The sequence below is a fragment of the Geodermatophilus sp. SYSU D00079 genome (assembly GCF_054050635.1).
The window spans coordinates 231,919-248,309 of record NZ_JBJGZS010000003.1 but is presented as its reverse complement, the minus strand read 5'-3'; the positions used below and the strand labels follow the sequence as shown (position 1 = coordinate 248,309).

14 protein-coding genes are annotated in these 16,391 nt (G+C 73.8%); 5 read left to right on the top strand and 9 right to left on the bottom strand.

The window, feature by feature from the left end:
* Nucleotides 1-112 precede the first annotated feature (112 nt).
* The 3 genes from ACI79E_RS04855 to ACI79E_RS04845 all read left to right on the top strand — a co-directional run bounded on the left by ACI79E_RS04855 (nucleotide 113) and on the right by ACI79E_RS04845 (nucleotide 3,079).
* Nucleotides 113-628 (top strand): DUF1269 domain-containing protein, encoded by a 516-nt coding sequence (locus ACI79E_RS04855; protein WP_456931411.1) that lies wholly within the window; start codon nucleotides 113-115, stop codon nucleotides 626-628.
* 29 nt (nucleotides 629-657) lie between these two features.
* Nucleotides 658-2,358: an alpha/beta hydrolase gene (locus ACI79E_RS04850; protein WP_456931410.1), complete on the top strand. Its 1,701-nt coding sequence runs from the start codon at nucleotides 658-660 to the stop codon at nucleotides 2,356-2,358.
* A gap of 67 nt (nucleotides 2,359-2,425) precedes the next feature.
* Nucleotides 2,426-3,079: a GAP family protein gene (locus tag ACI79E_RS04845; RefSeq protein WP_456931409.1), complete on the top strand. Its 654-nt coding sequence runs from the start codon at nucleotides 2,426-2,428 to the stop codon at nucleotides 3,077-3,079.
* 26 nt (nucleotides 3,080-3,105) lie between these two features.
* Here the strand turns inward: ACI79E_RS04845 and ACI79E_RS04840 are convergent, their stop codons facing one another.
* From ACI79E_RS04840 to ACI79E_RS04800, 9 genes are all read right to left on the bottom strand, one after another.
* Entirely contained in the window at nucleotides 3,106-3,657 is a 552-nt protein-coding gene (locus ACI79E_RS04840; protein WP_456931408.1) for a copper chaperone PCu(A)C, read from the bottom strand.
* 50 nt (nucleotides 3,658-3,707) lie between these two features.
* Nucleotides 3,708-5,117 (bottom strand): basic amino acid/polyamine antiporter, encoded by a 1,410-nt coding sequence (locus tag ACI79E_RS04835; protein WP_456931407.1) that lies wholly within the window; start codon nucleotides 5,115-5,117, stop codon nucleotides 3,708-3,710.
* 74 nt (nucleotides 5,118-5,191) lie between these two features.
* Nucleotides 5,192-6,679: a Na+/H+ antiporter NhaC gene (gene nhaC / locus ACI79E_RS04830; RefSeq protein WP_456931406.1), complete on the bottom strand. Its 1,488-nt coding sequence runs from the start codon at nucleotides 6,677-6,679 to the stop codon at nucleotides 5,192-5,194.
* Nucleotides 6,680-6,865: 186 nt separating this feature from the next.
* Entirely contained in the window at nucleotides 6,866-7,687 is an 822-nt protein-coding gene (locus tag ACI79E_RS04825) for a DUF1028 domain-containing protein (protein WP_456931405.1), read from the bottom strand.
* Between the two features lie 48 nt (nucleotides 7,688-7,735).
* On the bottom strand, nucleotides 7,736-8,404 hold the full coding sequence (locus tag ACI79E_RS04820) for a CoA transferase subunit B (protein ID WP_456931404.1): 669 nt from the start codon (nucleotides 8,402-8,404) through the stop codon (nucleotides 7,736-7,738).
* Nucleotides 8,405-8,406: 2 nt separating this feature from the next.
* Nucleotides 8,407-9,207, bottom strand: a complete 801-nt coding sequence (locus ACI79E_RS04815; RefSeq protein ID WP_456931403.1) for a CoA transferase subunit A — start codon at nucleotides 9,205-9,207, stop codon at nucleotides 8,407-8,409.
* 144 nt (nucleotides 9,208-9,351) lie between these two features.
* The gene (locus ACI79E_RS04810) at nucleotides 9,352-11,454 is read right to left on the bottom strand and encodes a DUF6541 family protein (protein WP_456931402.1); all 2,103 of its coding nucleotides are present in this window, start codon (nucleotides 11,452-11,454) and stop codon (nucleotides 9,352-9,354) included.
* A 170-nt stretch (nucleotides 11,455-11,624) separates the two neighbouring features.
* Nucleotides 11,625-12,416: a TIGR03089 family protein gene (locus ACI79E_RS04805; RefSeq protein WP_456931401.1), complete on the bottom strand. Its 792-nt coding sequence runs from the start codon at nucleotides 12,414-12,416 to the stop codon at nucleotides 11,625-11,627.
* Nucleotides 12,416-13,981 carry an LCP family protein gene (locus tag ACI79E_RS04800; protein ID WP_456931400.1) on the bottom strand — a complete coding sequence of 522 codons (1,566 nt, stop codon included), beginning with the start codon at nucleotides 13,979-13,981 and terminating at the stop codon, nucleotides 12,416-12,418. Before ACI79E_RS04800 ends, ACI79E_RS04805 begins: the two co-directional genes overlap by 1 nt.
* Nucleotides 13,982-14,251: 270 nt before the next feature.
* On the opposite strand from ACI79E_RS04800, the gene rfbB reads away from it, so the two are divergent.
* Entirely contained in the window at nucleotides 14,252-15,271 is a 1,020-nt protein-coding gene (gene rfbB, locus ACI79E_RS04795; RefSeq protein ID WP_456931399.1) for a dTDP-glucose 4,6-dehydratase, read from the top strand.
* Nucleotides 15,268-16,146: a dTDP-4-dehydrorhamnose reductase gene (gene rfbD, locus ACI79E_RS04790; RefSeq protein WP_456931398.1), complete on the top strand. Its 879-nt coding sequence runs from the start codon at nucleotides 15,268-15,270 to the stop codon at nucleotides 16,144-16,146. Before rfbB ends, rfbD begins: the two co-directional genes overlap by 4 nt.
* Nucleotides 16,147-16,391: the final 245 nt, after the last annotated feature.

The window sequence follows — 16,391 nt, the reverse complement described above, 5'->3', positions numbered from 1 at the left end:
GCTCCCGCGCGCTCGCCTGCGCTGGAGCTCTCATCCCGAGCAGAGGAGGCGGCCCGGCGGCGGCGGGCACAGGATTCCCGCCCGCAGACGGACCTGCAGGAAGGGAACCCCCATGTCCACCCTCAGCGTGTGGCGCTTCGACACCCCCGACGGGGCCGACGAGGCCGTCGCCACCCTCACCGACCTCGCCCGGCAGCAGTTGATCACCGTGCACGACGCGGCGACGGTGTCCTGGCAGCCCGCCGCGAGGAAGCCGAAGACCCGGCAGCTGCGAGACCTCACCAGCGCCGGCGCCCTCGGCGGGGCCTTCTGGGGGATGCTGTTCGGCCTGCTGTTCCTCGTTCCGCTGCTCGGCGCGGCCATCGGCGCCGCGGCCGGCGCGCTCGCCGGCCGGCTCGCCGACGTCGGCATCGACGACACGTTCATCCAGCGGGTGCGGGAGGAGATCACCCCCGGCACGTCAGCGCTGTTCGTGCTGACCTCGGACGCCGTCCTGGACCGGGTGCGGGAGGCGTTCGCCGGCCGGCGCGCCCACCTGCTGCACACGAACCTCTCCCGGGAGCAGGAGGACACCCTGAGAGCGGCGTTCGCCGACGACGAGCCCACCGTCCTCCAGGGAACCGCGTAGCCGGCCGGGATCCGCCACGGGTCGTCGGCATGACCGCCCCGGACGCGGTGGCGGCCGAGGCGCCGCCGCGGCCGGCTGCAGGGCGTCCGCGGACCACCGGCCACCCGGCGCGGCGGTGGCCGCGGCTGTCACTGCCGGGCTGCTGGGGTGCGGTCGTGCTGGTGTGCCTGTCCCTCACGCCGTCGCTCCTGCCGCGCAGCGGGACCGTCCAGGGTGTGGTCGGCGGGATCAGCGCGGCCACGGGCTACGGGCTGGGCGTCCTGCTCGCCGCGGTGTGGCGTGCGTTCGCCGACCGCGGCCCGCGCCCGCCGCGGCCGTGGGCGTGGCGGGTGTTCCTCGGCAGCGCGACCGTGCTGGTCGCGGCGTTCTCCGTCCTCGGCCGGCGATGGCAGGGTGACCTCCGCGCGCTCATGGGCATGCCGGCCGAGCCGCTGTGGAGCGCGCTGCTCGCGCCGGTCGTGGCCCTGGTCGTCTTCGCCCTGCTGATCGGGGTGTCCCGTGCGGTGCACGCCGCGGCCCGCGGGCTGGGTCGGTTGCTGTCCCGCTGGATCGGCCCGTCCGCCGCCCACGCACTCGGGGGCCTGGTCGTCGCTGCCCTCGCGGTGTTCCTGGTCAGCGGCGTGGCCGTGGACGGGTTGCTGGCCGCCGCCGACCGGACCTTCGCGCTGGAGGACCGGGGGACGGCCGACGGTGTCGAGCAACCGGACAGCCCGCTGCGCTCCGGGGGACCGGGCTCGCTGATCGAGTGGGACACCCTGGGCCGTGAGGGCCGCACCTTCGTCGCCGGTGGACCGACGGCTGCCGAGATCCGGGCGTTCTCCGGCGGGACGGCCGCCGAACCGATCCGGGTCTACGCCGGGGTGCTGACCGCCGAGGACGTCGGGACGCGGGCCCAGCGGGCCGTCGACGACCTGCAGCGGGCCGGGGGCTTCGAACGGGCCCGGCTGCTGGTCGCGACGACCACCGGCCGCGGCTGGCTGGACGCCGGCTCCCTGGCCGCCTTCGAGTACCTCGCCGGCGGCGACTCGGCGGTCGTCACGATGCAGTACTCCTACGTCCCCTCCGGGCTGTCCTACCTCGTCGACCAGTCCCGGGCGCGGGCCGCCGGGCGGGAGCTCTTCGACGCGGTCTACGAGAGGTGGACAGCGCTGCCGCCGGACGGCCGGCCCGCGCTGTACGTGTTCGGGGAGAGCCTCGGCTCGTTCGGCGCGGAGGCGGCGTTCAGCGGCGAGTACGACCTGCGCAACCGGGTGACCGGCGCACTGTTCGTGGGACCGCCGAACTTCAACGCCCTGCACACCGAGTTCCGCGACGGCCGCGATCCCGGCAGCACCGAGGTCGAGCCGGTCTACCGGGGTGGCCGCACGGTGCGCTTCAGCAACGAGGTCGGCGCCGGCGCACCACCCGCCGGCGTCCCCTGGACCGGGACCCGCGTGCTGGTCCTCCAGCACCCGTCCGATCCGATCACCTGGTGGAGCCCGTCGCTGATGATCGACCGCCCGGACTGGCTGGCCGAACCCCGCGGGCGCGACGTCCTCCCCGCCATGACGTGGATCCCCCTGGTCACCTTCTGGCAGGTCACCCTCGACATGCCGTTCTCGACCGACGTGCCCGAGGGCCACGGGCACCGCTACACGCGCGAGTCGGTCGACGCCTGGGCGCTGCTGCTCCGCCCGGCCGGCTGGACGGACGAGAAGGCCGACGAACTGCGCGCGCTGATCCGGGGGTGAGGCCGGTGGCCAGGGCCACACCCCCGAAGCCGGCCGGGAGGGCGAGGCGCAGTCCCAGGCGACGGCCATGGCCGCGGTGATCGGCGAGGTCCTGCCCTACGCGCTGGCGATCGCGATGTCGCCGTCCAGCGTCATCGTGACGATCCTGTTGCTCTCCACGGCCCGGGCGCAGGCGGCAGCCGGCGGGTTCCTGGCCGGCCGGATGAGCGGGATCGTCCTGGCCAGTGGCGCATTCGCTGCGCTGACCTCGCTCGTCGAACTCGGCGAGGAGACCCCCGGCTGGGCGAACTGGGCCAAGCTCGGGCTCGGTCTGGTCCTGCTGCCCCTCGGCGTGCGGCTGTGGTGGGCGCGGGGCGACCGGGCGGAGTCCGCATGGATGCCGATCGTGGACGTGCCGTCCTCGATCCGCGCGCTCCGCCTGGGGCTGCTCCTGTCGGCGGCTAACCCCAGGACCGTGCTGCTGGCCGCGGCCGGAGGGTTGACGATCGGCGCGGCCGATCTGGGCATCGCCGGCACCGCGGCCGGGGTGGCGGCGTTCTCCGTGATCGCCACCGTGACGGTCGCCCTGCCGCTCGCGCTGCACGCTCTGCTGGCGGCGCGGACCCTCGCCCCGCTGGGCCGGGCGCGGGGATGGCTGGCCGCCCACAGCGGTGCCGTCATGGCCGTCGGCGTCTCGGCGACGGCGATCCTGCTCATCGCCCAAGGCGTCGCCGGACTCTGACCCCTCGCTGCGCCGATCCCGAACGGTCAGCCACAGCACGCCAACGGGCTCGAGAAGCGGTCCGGTCGCACGTCCTCGTAGGTGCGGATCGGCACCGAGAGGGTGATCGGGCCGGCGTCGCGGAACTCGAAGGTGACCGGGACGCTGAAGCCGCTCCGGAGCCTCTCCTGCAGTCCGGACAGCTCCAGGTGCGTTCCGGTCACGTCGCGGACGACCGCGACGCCGCCCGGGGGCACGGGCACCTGCGGCTCGGGATCCGGGGGGTCGTCGCCGTCGCGGAGCACGATCTCCTCCGCGACGTCGGTGCCCACCCCGGCGAGGACGTCCTCGTCGTCACCGTCGTTCGCGATCGTCACGAGGAGTGCGGCGCTGTCGCCGGCGACGTGGACGCTGCCGCGTGTCCCCGGGGAGGCGATGGAGACGCTGAGCAGCCGGAGCGAGCCGACCTGCCCGTCCACGCTGTCCAGGCCGATCCGGGCGCGGCCGAAGAGGGGATCGGAGCCGGTCTGCACCGAGGCGCAGCCGGTGAGCGCCAGCAGGAGGAACAGGATCGCCCCGACGACGCCGGTGCGGTTCATGGGGACTCCCAGGGGCGAGCTAGGGGGACGAGGTTCCGGTGGGCGCCGCGTCAGACGGCGATGAAGCCGGTCCAGAGGCCGACGATGCCGGTGATGCCTGCGGCCACGATCACGGCGCAGAGCGCGATCTCGCTGGAGGTGAACAGCCGGCGGCCGTGCTCGCTGCGCGCCTTGACGTAGAGCAGGGTGGCCGGGGCGAGGACGACCGCGGACAGCAGCAGGAACTGCAGGCCGGCGGCCTCGAAGAGGAACAGGGTGTAGGCGGTCGCGATCCCCGCCATGACCGCCTCCTTGCGGCGCGTCCCGGGAGCCACGTTCTCGTAGGACTCCCCGGTCAGGCCGAGTTTCAGCGCGTACGCGGCGGCGAGGAAGTAGGGGATCAGCGCCAGGCTCGTGCACAGGTCGAGCATGAAGTTCAGCGCGTCGGTCAGGACGAGGGTCGCGGCGAGCAGTCCCTGCACCGCCAGCGAGCTGACGACCAGCGCGGTGATCGGCGTCCCGTTGCCGTTCTCCCGGCCGAGGAACGCGGGGAAGTCGTCGTGGCGGGCCGGGATGTACATCACCTCGGCCGCCATCAGGGTCCAGGCGAGGTAGGCGCCGAGGACGGACACGATGACGGCGGCGCTGATGAACCAGCTGCCCCACTCGCCGACGACGGACTCGAACACGCCGATCATCGAGGGCTGACGGGTCGCGGCGATCTCCGGCTGGGCCATCACCGCGTAGCTCGCGAGGGTCACCAGGGAGAAGATCGCCAGGACGCTCAGGAACCCGAGGACCGTCGCCCTGCCCACGTCCTCCCGGCGCTTGGCGTAGCGGGAGTACACGCTGGCGCCCTCGATGCCGAGGAAGACGAACGTCGTGATGATCATCGTGTTGCGGACCTGCTCGTCCAGCGAGCCGAGATCGCCGTAGCCGGTGGCGATCCAGTTGTCGGCGAAGACGCCGGCGTCGAAGGCAGAGAACAGCACGACGATGAACACGAGGATCGGCAGGATCTTGAAGACGGTCACGATCCGGTTGACCACGGCGGCGTCCCGGACCCCGCGCGCGATCAGGTAGTGGAACGACCAGACCCCGACGGTGGCGAGCGCCACCGCGAGGACGGTGTCGCCGTCGCCGAAGGCGGGGAAGAACGCCCCGAGGGTGGCGGTGATGAAGACCCAGTAGAAGGCGTTGCCGGCGATGGCGCTGGCCCAGAAGCCGATCGCGGAGTTGAAGCCGGCGTAGTCCCCGAAGCCGGCTTTGGCGTAGATGAAGACCCCGGAGTCCAGGTCCGGCTTGCGCACGGCGAGGTTCTGGAAGACGAAGGCGAGCATGAGCATGCCGGCGCCCGCGATCGCCCAGGCGATCAGCGAGCCGAGGATGCCGGTCGCCACGCCGAAGCGCGCCGGCAGGGAGAACACCCCGGCACCGACCATGCCGCCGACCACCATCGCGGTCAGCGTGGGCAGGCTCATCTTCCCCGGCGCTGCGCTCGGGACCTCGGCCGCCGCGCCTGCAGTCCGGGGGGGAGGGGCCGTGTCGACCATCGTCAGGCGCTCCGTTCTGGGAACGGGTCGAGCGCGACCGGCTCGACCTTCTCGATCGTGAAGCCGGTGATGCCGTACAGGACGCTGATCGCGGGGCTCGCGTAGCAGAAGACGGCCCAGGGCGCGTAGAGGAGGGTGGAGACGCCGAGGGTGGCCGCCATGAACGCCCCGCACGAGTTCCACGGCACCAGCGGTGAGGTGACGGTGCCGCTGTCGGCGACGAGCCGGGACAGGTTCGTCGGAGCCAAGCCCCGCCGGGCGAACTCCACGCGGAAGATCCGCGCGGGCAGGACCAGGGCGATGTACTGGTCGCCGGCGACGACGTTCAGGCCGAAGGCGCAGGCGAACACGGTGGCGAACAGCCGCCCGGTGCTCTTGGCGGCGGCGACCATCGGGTCGACCAGCCGGGCGATGAGCCCGAACTTCTCCAGCAGGACGCCGAAGGTCACCGCCCCGAAGATGAGCCAGAGCGTGGGGAGCATGCTGGCCATGCCGCCGCGGGAGACGAGCCGGTCGACGTCGGCGAGGCCGGTGTCGGCGGTGAAGCCGGTCGCCATCGTCTGCCAGGTCGCCGTGATCGACTCGACCACCACGTTGCCCCGGCCGGTGACGAGGTCGGCGACGACCTGCGGCTGGGTGAACGCCGCGAGCAGGCCCGCGAACAGCGCCGACCCGAGGAGGGAGAGCGACGCCGGTGCCTTGCGCACCGACAGCACCACCAGCAGCGCGAGGGGGAGCAGGTTCACCGGGCTGATCCAGAACAGCTGGTCCAGGTCGGCCAGCTCCGTGCTGGTCGGCACCGCGTCCCGCACGTCCGGGCCCGTGACCCAGCCCAGGACGAGGAAGACGACGAGCGCGACCAGGAACGCCGGCACGGAGGTCCAGACCTGGCGCTTGATGTGCTCGCGCGGGTCGACCCCCACCATCTGTGCGCTCAGGACGGTGGTCTCCGACAGCGGCGAGGTCTTGTCGCCGAGGTAGGCGCCGGAAATGACCGCACCGGCGGTGATCGCCACCGAGAGGTCGAGCAGGCCGGCGATGCCGACCAGGCCGACCCCGATCGTCGCCGCGGTGGTCCACGAGCTGCCGATGCTCAGCGCGACGATGCCGCAGATGACCGCCGTGGCCGCGTAGAACCACGACGGGGAGAGCACCTGGATCCCGTAGTAGACGAGGGTCGGGATGGTGCCGGACAGGTTCCAGGTGCCGATCAGCGCGCCGACGGCCAGCAGGATGAACATCGCGCTGGTCACCGAGGCGATCGCCTCCTGCCCGGCGCTCTGCACCTCCTCCCAGCGGTGCCCGTTCTTCAGCGCGACCAGCGCGGCGACCGCGGCGCACACCACCAGCGCCACCTGCAGGGGCCCGTCCAGGGCGTCCAGGCCGAACAGCAGCAGGCAGCCGGCGATGAGGGTCGCCAGCGCGACCAGCGGCACCACGGCGTCGACCAGGGACGGCCGCCTCGGCGTCGCGACACCGCGCTCACCCATGGTGTGCCCCTCGGTCGGAGAACCAGCTGCACCCAGGACCCGCTGCGGGGCAGCAGGCAGTACTGCTGGGTCACCGCAGCGGCTGGAGGCTGCTCCCCGGCGCGGCCGTCCGGCCTCCTCCGGGAGGGATGAGATGTGCCGGGGGGCGTGCAGTCGCGGGCACCGCGGGCCGACCGGTCCGGTGCCTCACTCCAGCAGGCGGGAGACCCCCGACAGGCGGGCGTCGCCCGCCATCGCGCTCAGCCAGGCCGACCAGCCGGGCCGGGTCCGCAGCGCCTCCAGCGCGGCGCGGGCGCCGGCCCGGTCGCCGCGCTGGGAGGCGGCCAGCGCCGCGTAGAGGTCCCGGGCGCCCTCGGGGGCGAACAGCGCCAGGTGCTCGTAGTCGCGCTCGTCGTAGGCGCGCTGCAGGTTGCGCAGCATCCGCAGCTGCGCCACGGGGTCGCCGGAGTCGTCGACCCGCAGGTCCATCCGCACGCCGTCGTCCTCGTCGGTGGCGGGGGAGCCGCTGACCACCAGCAGCGCGGCGGACTGCCGGCCGCGCACGTCGCCGCCGGCGTCCTGCCCGGCGGTGAGGGCGGCCAGCAGCCGGTCGGAGAGGTCACCGCGGGACGCGGTGTACGCCTGCACCATCGCCGGCAGCACCTCCGGCGAGGCGAGCATGTTGCCCTGGACGCTCATCCCGTCACCGAGCAGGTGCCCGCTGACCGGGAACGAGCCGCGCCCGGTGTCGGCGGCCACCCGGCCGACGGGGTCCAGGACGGCGATCTGCCGGTCGGCGTCCTCGGCGGAGTGCGCGGCCCGCTTGACCAGGTCGGCGGGGGCCGCGCCGTCCTCGAGGCCGTGCAGCAGCGCCGGCCCGAGCCCGCGGCGGCTGCGCGCCTGGACCGCCACCACACCCACACCCGGACGGGCGGCCGGGACCGCCCGCCCGACGGCGAGGATGCAGGAGGAGACCGCGATGCCGAGGTCCCCGGTCTCCGGGTCCCGGGCGATGACCGAGAAGGTCACCTCACCTCCCGGCCGGCGCCGCGTCCCGACGGGGGCTCGCGCTCCCGGTCACACCCCGGCGGGGAGGGCCATCTCGCGGACGTCGTCGGCGATGGTGAGGGGGGCGCCGGTCTTGGCGGCGACCTCGTCGGGGGTGACGCCGGGGGCGGTCTCGCGCAGCACGAACCCGCCGGGGGTGACGTCGACGACGGCGAGGTCGGTGATCACCCGGTCGACGCAGGCCTTGCCGGTCAGCGGGAGGGTGCACTCCTCGACCAGCTTGGCCGACCCGTCGCGGGCGGTGTGCTCCATCATGATGATCACCTTGCGGGCGCCGTGGACGAGGTCCATCGCGCCGCCCATGCCGTTGACCATCTTGCCCGGGATCAGCCAGTTGGCGAGGTCCCCGCGCGGGTTGACCTGCATCGCGCCCAGCACGGCGACGTCCAGGTGGGCGCCGCGGATCATGCCGAAGGACAGCGCCGAGTCGAAGAAGCTGGCGCCGGGCAGGATGGTGACGGTCTCCTTGCCGGCGTTGATGAGGTCCGGGTCCTCCTCGCCCTCGAACGGGTAGGGCCCCACGCCCAGGATGCCGTTCTCCGAGTGCAGCACCACGTGCACGCCGTCGGGGATGTAGTTGGGCACCAGGGTCGGCATGCCGATGCCCAGGTTGACGTACTGGCCGTCCTCGAGCTCCAGGGCCACCCGGGCGGCGAGCTCCTCGCGGGTCAGGGCCATCTTCAGTTCCCCTCCGTGGCTTCCTCGCCGGCCGCCGCCGGGCTGGCGGGCGCGCGGCGCGGGCGGGTGGTCAGCTTCTCGATCTTCTTGTCGTCGGGGTCGGCCTGCACGACGCGGTCGACGAACACCCCGGGCAGGTGCACCTGCTCGGGGGTGATCTCACCGGGTTCGACGATCCGCTCGACCTCGGCGATGGTGATCCGCCCGGCCATGCCGGCCAGCGGGTTGAAGTTGGCCGCCGACTCGTGGAACACCAGGTTGCCGTGCCGGTCGCCGAGCGCGGCGCGGACCAGCCCGAAGTCCGCCCGCAGCGCTGTCTCCAGCACGTACTGCTGGCCGTCGAACTCCCGCACCTCCTTGGGCTTGGAGGTCTCCACCACGTTGCCCTCGGCGTCGTAGCGGACCGGGATGCCGCCGTCGGCGACCATCGTGCCCACCCCGGTGGGGGTGTAGAAGGCCGGGATGCCGGCCCCGCCGGCGCGCAGCCGCTCGGCCAGAGTGCCCTGCGGAGTGAGCTCCACCTCCAGCTGCCCGGACAGGTAGCGGCGGGCCACCTCCTTGGACCCACCCACGAACGAGCTGATCGTCTTGCGGATCCGCCCGGCGTACAGCAGCACGCCCAGCGCCGCGTCGTCGACGCCGCAGTTGTTGGAGATCGTGGTCAGGTCCGTGGTGCCCTGCTCCAGCAGCGCGTCGATCAGCCCGTACGGGATGCCGCACAGACCGAACCCGCCCACGGCCAGCACCGCACCGTCGGGCACGTCGGCCACCGCCGCGGCAGCACTCTCCACCACCTTGTCCATGCAGGAACCACCGTTCGTCCGGGCGGCTGGGCGCTACTGCGTCAGGCGGGGCGGCCCAGCTCGCGGATGCCCCCGATCGTGCCGCCGAGCGTAGTCGGAACCCGTTCGACGGCCACGCGGGCGGGCAGCGCACCGGCTGTGCGGTCAGCCGTCCTGGTCGTCCGGCAGGGGGTGGGCCGGGTCGGCGGTGCAGGCGCTCAGGTCGGCCTGCTCGCCCACCGCCGGGTCGATGCGGAAGACCGCCACGTCGGGGTTGGCGTAGGCGACCTCGACCTGCGGTACGTCGACCAGGTCCAGGAAGCCCGGGGCGTAGTCGAAGAACTCGGTGTCGACCCACCGGTCCGGGGCGCCCTTGGCGCCGATGCGGGGCGAGCTCACGGAGACGATGACGTGGGTGATGTCCCAGCGCTCCACGAGACAGGCGACGGCCGGGTCCGACCCGATCTCGTTGAAGTGCTCCATGAGGTAGATGCCGTGACGGGCCTCGGTCATGCCCAGCGGGTAGATGTTGACCAGCGGGAGCCCCTCATAGACGTAGAGGAAGGTCGACCCGTCGTTGCCGTTGTTGAGCACGCGCCCGACGTCGGGCTCGGTGGCGAGGAAGTCGAAGGCCGCCCGTTCCTCCGCGCTGATGCGGATGAAGACCGGGTCGCTGTAGCGCTCGGCGATGGCCTGGGTGTTGGTGGTGCGGTACTCCAGGCCGGCGGTCAGGACGTACCCCAGGGCGAGCACCGCGGCGATCCCGGCCGGGAGGAGGGCGGCGAGCCGGCGCTGCCCGCCCGGCCCGTCGGGGGCCGTGGCGCGGCGCCCGGCCAGGCGGGTCGCGAGACGGTCGGTGAGCGCGGCGATGCCCAGCGCGGCCACGGCCGGGGCGAGCACCCCGTTGACGCTCATGATCCGCACCCAGCTGTTGAAGAACAGCTGGCCCAGCTGGGCCAGGCCCGGCAGGTCGGAGTGGCCGGAGGCGTAGAGCAGGGCGGCGAGGGCCCACGTGCACCACGCGGCCAGGAGCGGCCAGAGCCGCCGGCTGGTCAGGCAGCCGAGGAACCCGAGCCAGAAGACGGCGGCGAAGGCGAGCTGCAGCTTCTCGTTGCTGAGGTCGAAGAAGCCGCCGTAGAAGAAGCCGCCGATGCGCCGGGCCACCTCGCCGAGCGACTCCGACGGGGGCGTCTCGGGGTAGCCCGCCACGGAGTCCGCCACCGTGACGCTGGCGAGCGCCCACGGAGCGGCGAGCAGCGCGGCGAACCCGGCGGTGGCCCCCAGCGCGGTCAGCCGCCCGGTGAACCACGCCCGTCCCTCGCGGGAGGTCAGGACGACGACCAGGACGGTGGCGATGACGATGACCGCGATGATCGCGATGGAGGGGTGGAGGGTGAACAGGGCCAGTGCCACGACGGCGGTCACCAGCGCCGTCGGCCAGTCCCGTCGGCGCATCGCCAGCAGGCAGGTGGCCAGCGCCGGTGCGAGCGCCAGGCCCACGGCGAAGGCGAGGATCCCGGCGTCGTGGAGCAGCTGCAGGTAGGGCCGGTACAGGCCCACGGCCAGCAGCGCGGCGACCGCGCCGAACAGGGGGCGGGTGCGCAGCGGCTCGACCGAGGCCACGGCGGCGGCGAGCGTCAGCGGTCCGGCGAGGCCGAGGAGGAGGACGGTCGCGGCGTTCAGGCCGGTGACGGCGTCCACGCCCAGGTCGGTGAGCAGCGCGGCGTAGGTGTGCAGCGCCGCGGGGTAGTAGCGGACGAAGTCGCCGGTGGCCAGGTCGACCGGCATCACGTCGAACGGGGACCCCTCACCGGTCCGCGCGATGTAGGCGGTGAGCAGGGCGTGGGTGACCGTGTCGTGCTCCTGCGGCGCGGTCGCCAGCCCGGCCAGGCCCCGCAGCCAGGTCGAGGTCGCCAGCCAGACGGCGGTGCCGAGGACGACGGCGGCGACGGCGGAGGGGACCGGCGCCCGGCGCACCGCTCCCGCGGTCTGCCGCACCACCCCGGCCAGGGCGCCGTCCCGGCCCGCGCGCAGGTCGAGCACCGCCAGCAGCACCGCGAGCAGTGCGGTGAGGACGACGGCCGCGGTGGGCAGCTGCAGCGGTGTCGCGGTGGACAGCAGCGTGGCCAGCTGGAGGATGCCGAGCGTCGCGACCGGCGCCACACCGAGCAGCACGCGGGCGCTGCGGACGCGGCAGGCCAGCAGCAGGAGCACGCCCGGGACGTAGAGGAGGAGGGCGCCGAGGAACAGCAGGACCTGGTCGCTCACCGCAGTTCCCCCCGGACGGTGCCGGGGGCGTGCACCGGCGACCTGGACTCTCTGGACATCTCGTTCCTCACCCCGGCGGCTGGCCGCTGCCGACCGGGCCGGCGCCGCCACGGGACGCCGGGACTGTGGTCAGCGGAGCGGATCCGAGGCCGACCGTGCCGCGGTGCCGGTCATCGTCCGCGGCCGAGCTCACGGATCCCGTCCATGGCTACACCGAGAGTAGCCGTGACGCGCTCGGCGGCGGCGCGGGCGGCCAGCGTCCCGGGCACGGGGGAGTGGACCAGCACGATCGAGGCGCCGGCGGCCAGCGGGGTGAGCAGCCACGCCACGGGGCCGGCCTCCTCGGCGGTGCGCTCGTCGACGAGCACCCGGTCCCCGGCGGTGAGCTCCAGCCGGCCGGCCAGCTCCCGGGCGGCGGCGACCAGCCCGCCGAGGGTGAGCTCGAGCCCGCCGAGGAGCAGCCCCGGCGCCTCGGCGTCCGGCTGCTGCCAGGGGGTGAAGACGTCGCCGTGCGCGCGCACCTCGAGCGCGAAGTCGCGGGCCGGGCCGGCGTACCCGCTCATGCCCAGGCCCAGCGGGTGCAGCGAGAGCCCCAGCAGCTCGGGCAGGTCCAGCTCCTCCAGCGGCGCCAGCCGGTCCTGCGCGGCCAGGACGACGTCGGCGCCGTCCAGCCGGCCGTCGTCCTCCGCCGCGGTGTCGAGCACGGTCGCGCCGCAGCTCCACACCGCCAGCAGCACCGCCGCGGTCTGCCAGTGGACGGGGAGCGTGACGGCCACGGTGCTGCCCGCGGTGACGTCGAACTCGTCCTGCAGCAGGTTGGCCGTCTTCGCCACCCAGTTGGCCAGCGTCGCGCCGGACAGCTCCACCCGCTCGCCGGTGGTGTCGTCGTAGTAGGTGACCAGCGGTGCCGCGGCGTCGCGGCGCAGCACCGCCGTCAGCAGGTCGGCGGGGGTGTCGGCCATCAGTTGATGCAGTCGGTGTTGGCCGCGGTGCGGGCGTCCGCGCCCTCCACGGGCGCGACCGGCGCCGCCGGGTCGACGGCCTGCCCCACGCCGTTGAAGTCCGTGCCGAGCACGAGCTGCACGGTCCCGGGGTCGGCGTCCTCGCTGGCCTCGGTGACCGCGCCGGGGATGGCGGCGGCGACGGTCGCGGCGAGGTCCTCGTCGCCCGCGGCGTACCGGACGACGGTCTGGTCGTAGTCCGAGGAGTCGGCGTTGCCGCTGCCGGCGACGACGAAGCCGCCGGCGGTGAGGTCAGCGGCCGCGGTGGCCGCGACCCCGGCGATCCCGGAGCCGTTGAACACGCTGACCGTCACCGCGGACGGGGCCACCGTCTGGGGCGCCGCCGGGGTCTCCCCGGCCGGGGTCGGCTCGGCCGAGAGCTCGGCGAAGAAGTCGTGGAGCGTGTCCTCGTCCTCCAGCCGGATGATCGACCGGCCCTGCTCGTCGCGGTCGTCGCCGACGTAGGGGACGGTCTGGAACTGGATGCCCCCGGGGGTGACCGACTGCATCTGCGCGGCCAGGCCGAACATGTCGAGGGACTGGTCGACGGTCAGCGAGCCGGCGGCGGCCTCCACGAGCTGGCGCTGCTTGCCCAGGTCGAGCAGCACGTTGTCCGAGAGCATCTTGCGGATCATCCCGGCGATGAAGGTCTGCTGCCGGACGATCCGGTCGAAGTCGCCCCGCGGGAGGCCGTGGCGCTGGCGGACGAACGCCAGCGCCTGCTCGCCGCTGATCGTCTGGACCCCGGCGGGCAGGTCCACGCCCGAGTAGCTGTCCTTCACGGGGGTGCAGAGGTTGACCTCCACGCCGCCGACCACGCTGGACAGCTGGAAGAAGCCGAGCAGGTCCACCTCGGCGTAGTGGTCGATCTGCAGGCCGGTCAGTCCGCTGATGGTCTGGATGAGCAGCTGGGCGCCGGCCGCCTGCCGGGCCGCCTCGTCGGCGCTGTCCGGCAGCCCGTAGTAGCCGAAGGCGTAGGCGGCGTTCAGCTTGTCCGACCCGTGCCCGGGGATCTCCACGTACGAGTCGCGGGGGAAGGAGACGAAGGAGGCCTTGGACCCGTCGGCGGGGACGTGCACCAGGATCATCGTGTCGGTGTTGAGGCCGGAGTCCTCGCCCGCGGTGAGCTGGCCGAGCTGCTCCGGGGTGAGGCGGCTGCGGCTGTCGCTGCCCACCAGCAGCAGGTTCATGGCCTCGCGGACGTCGCCGCTCTCGTCGTTGCCGTCGGTGGGGATGGCGTCGGTGCGGTTGACGCTGGCGTCGGCCACCTGACCGAGGTACCAGCCCCAGCCGCTGGCGCCGAGGACGACGGCGGCGAGGGCGGCGGCCACCACGCGGGTGGCCACGGCCAGGCGGCCCCGCCCGCCCGACGTCCCGGAGCGGCGCGCCCCGCCCTCCTCGGCGGAGGCACCGGCGGCCGTGGCCCCGGCCGGGCTGCGCCGGGGCGGGCGTCCGCTGCGCGGATCCAGTCGCGCCGGCAGCGGACGGCCGCCCGGGGCGGCGTTCTTGTTCCGCTCGTCGCTCACGGGATCGATCCTCACTCGGGATGGGGCGGGGAGCCGGTCCCGTCCGGGTGCGCCGACGGGCGCGGGGGTCCGGGAGCCAGACCGTCGATGCGGCGATGCTAGTTGCGCCCGGCGCGACGGGGGGCCGCGCGACACGGACCCGTCCGCCCACCGGCCACCGCCTGGCTCACCGTGCGCACCGGTCACACGCTGCACGCGGGGGTGCGCGGTGGATGCGCGACACTGGACGTCGTGCCGGGGGCTGCCCGGCAGGAACGAGGGGTTCTTCGCGTGCGCGTCTTGGTCACCGGCGGTGCCGGGTTCATCGGCTCCCACTACGTCCGGACCATGCTGACCGGTGGGTATCCCGGCTTCGAGGACGCCGAGGTCGTCGTCTTCGACAAGCTGACCTACGCGGGGAACCCGGCCAACCTCGCCCCGGTCGCCGACGATCCTCGCTACCGGTTCGTGCAGGGCGACATCTGCGTGGCCGCCGACCTCGACGCGGCCCTGCCCGGTGTGGACGTCGTCGTGAACTTCGCCGCGGAGTCCCACGTCGACCGCTCCATCTCCGGGGCCGCCGACTTCGTGCTCACCAACGTGCTCGGGGCCCAGCAGGTGTTCGAGGCCTGCCTGCGCCATGGCGTGGGCCGGGTGCTGCACGTGTCCACCGACGAGGTGTACGGCTCGATCGACGAGGGCTCCTGGACCGAGGACCACATCCTGGAGCCGAACTCGCCGTACTCGGCGGCCAAGGCCGGCAGCGACCTGATCGCCCGGGCGTACGCCAAGACCTACGGGCTGAACATCTCGATCACCCGGTGCAGCAACAACTACGGGCCCTACCACTTCCCCGAGAAGGTCATCCCGCTGTTCGTCACCAACCTGCTCGACGGGCGCACGGTGCCGCTGTACGGAGAGGGCGCCAACGTCCGGGACTGGCTGTTCGTCGACGACCACTGCCGCGGCATCCAGCTGGTGGTGGAGAAGGGCCTGCCCGGCGAGTTCTACAACATCGGTGGCGGCCGGGAGCTGTCGAACCGGGAGCTGACCGAGAAGCTGCTGGAGGCCACCGGCCGCGACTGGAGCTACGTGGAGCACATCGTCGACCCGCGCGGCGGCGGCCACGACCTGCGCTACTCCGTCGACTACTCCAAGACCGCGGCGCTCGGCTACGCCCCCCGGATGTCCTTCGAGGACGGGCTGGCGCTGACCGTGCAGTGGTACCGCGACAACCGCGCCTGGTGGGAGCCGCTCAAGGCCTCGGCGGCGACCGCGCTGGCCTCGGACGTGGACACGACCGAGGCATGAGCACCGCCTGGCTGGTCACCGGCGCCCGCGGGCAGCTGGGTTCGGACCTGCTGGCCGTCCTGGCCGGCCGGGCGGGGGAGCGGGTCACCGCCGTCGGGCGGGCCGAGGTGGACCTCACCGACGAGCAGGCCGTACGGCGCTGCGTCCGCGACTGGCTGGCCGGTGCGCGCTCCCGCGGTGAGCGGGCCGTCCTGCTCAACGCGGCGGCCTACACCGCGGTCGACGACGCCGAGACCGACCAGGCGACCGCGCAGCGGGTGAACGGCGACGCCCCGGGGTGGCTGGCGCAGGAGATGGCCGGCGCCGGGCGGCTGGTGCACGTCTCCACCGACTACGTCTTCGACGGCGCCGCCACCGAGCCCTACGACGTGGACGCGCCCACCGCGCCGCGCTCGGTCTACGGCCGCACCAAGGCCGCCGGCGAGCAGGCGGTCGCCGCGGCCGGCGGGGACGCCACCACCGTGCGCACCGCCTGGGTCTACGGGGAGCACGGGGGCAACTTCGTCCGCACGATGCTCCGGCTGGAGGCCGAGCGGCCGACGGTGTCGGTCGTGACCGACCAGGTGGGCTCGCCGACGTGGTCGCTGGACCTCGCGCGCGGCCTGGTGGCCCTCGGCGCCCGCGCGGACGGCGGGCCGCCGGTCCTGCACTACACCAACACCGGTGCGGCCAGCTGGTGGGAGGTGGCGCGGGCGGTCTTCGAGGAGCGGGGCGCCGACCCCGACCGGGTCCTGCCCACGACCACCGAGGCCTTCCCCCGGCCGGCGCCCCGGCCCGCGTACTCGGTGCTCGACACCGGCGCCTGGGTGCGCGCCGGTCTGCCGGCACCCCGGCCGTGGCGGGCGGCGCTGACGGAGGCCCTGCGCTCCTGGTGACGCCGCACTCCCCGTGACGCCGGGGCGTGTGCGCCCGGCGACTGCAGGTGCCCGTGTGACGCGAGGGGCGGATCGGGCGTCCTCCGGTCACAGGTGCTGGAGGAGCCGCCGAGAGTGGTGGTTTCCTCGTCGCGACAATCACCGTCGGTGAGCGGCGCGCCTCAAGCAGTAGTGCCCTCCGGACGATGAAGCTGCGGTACGGGTCCGTCTCACCGTGTCTCCGGGCTCCCGCTCGCTCAACGGAG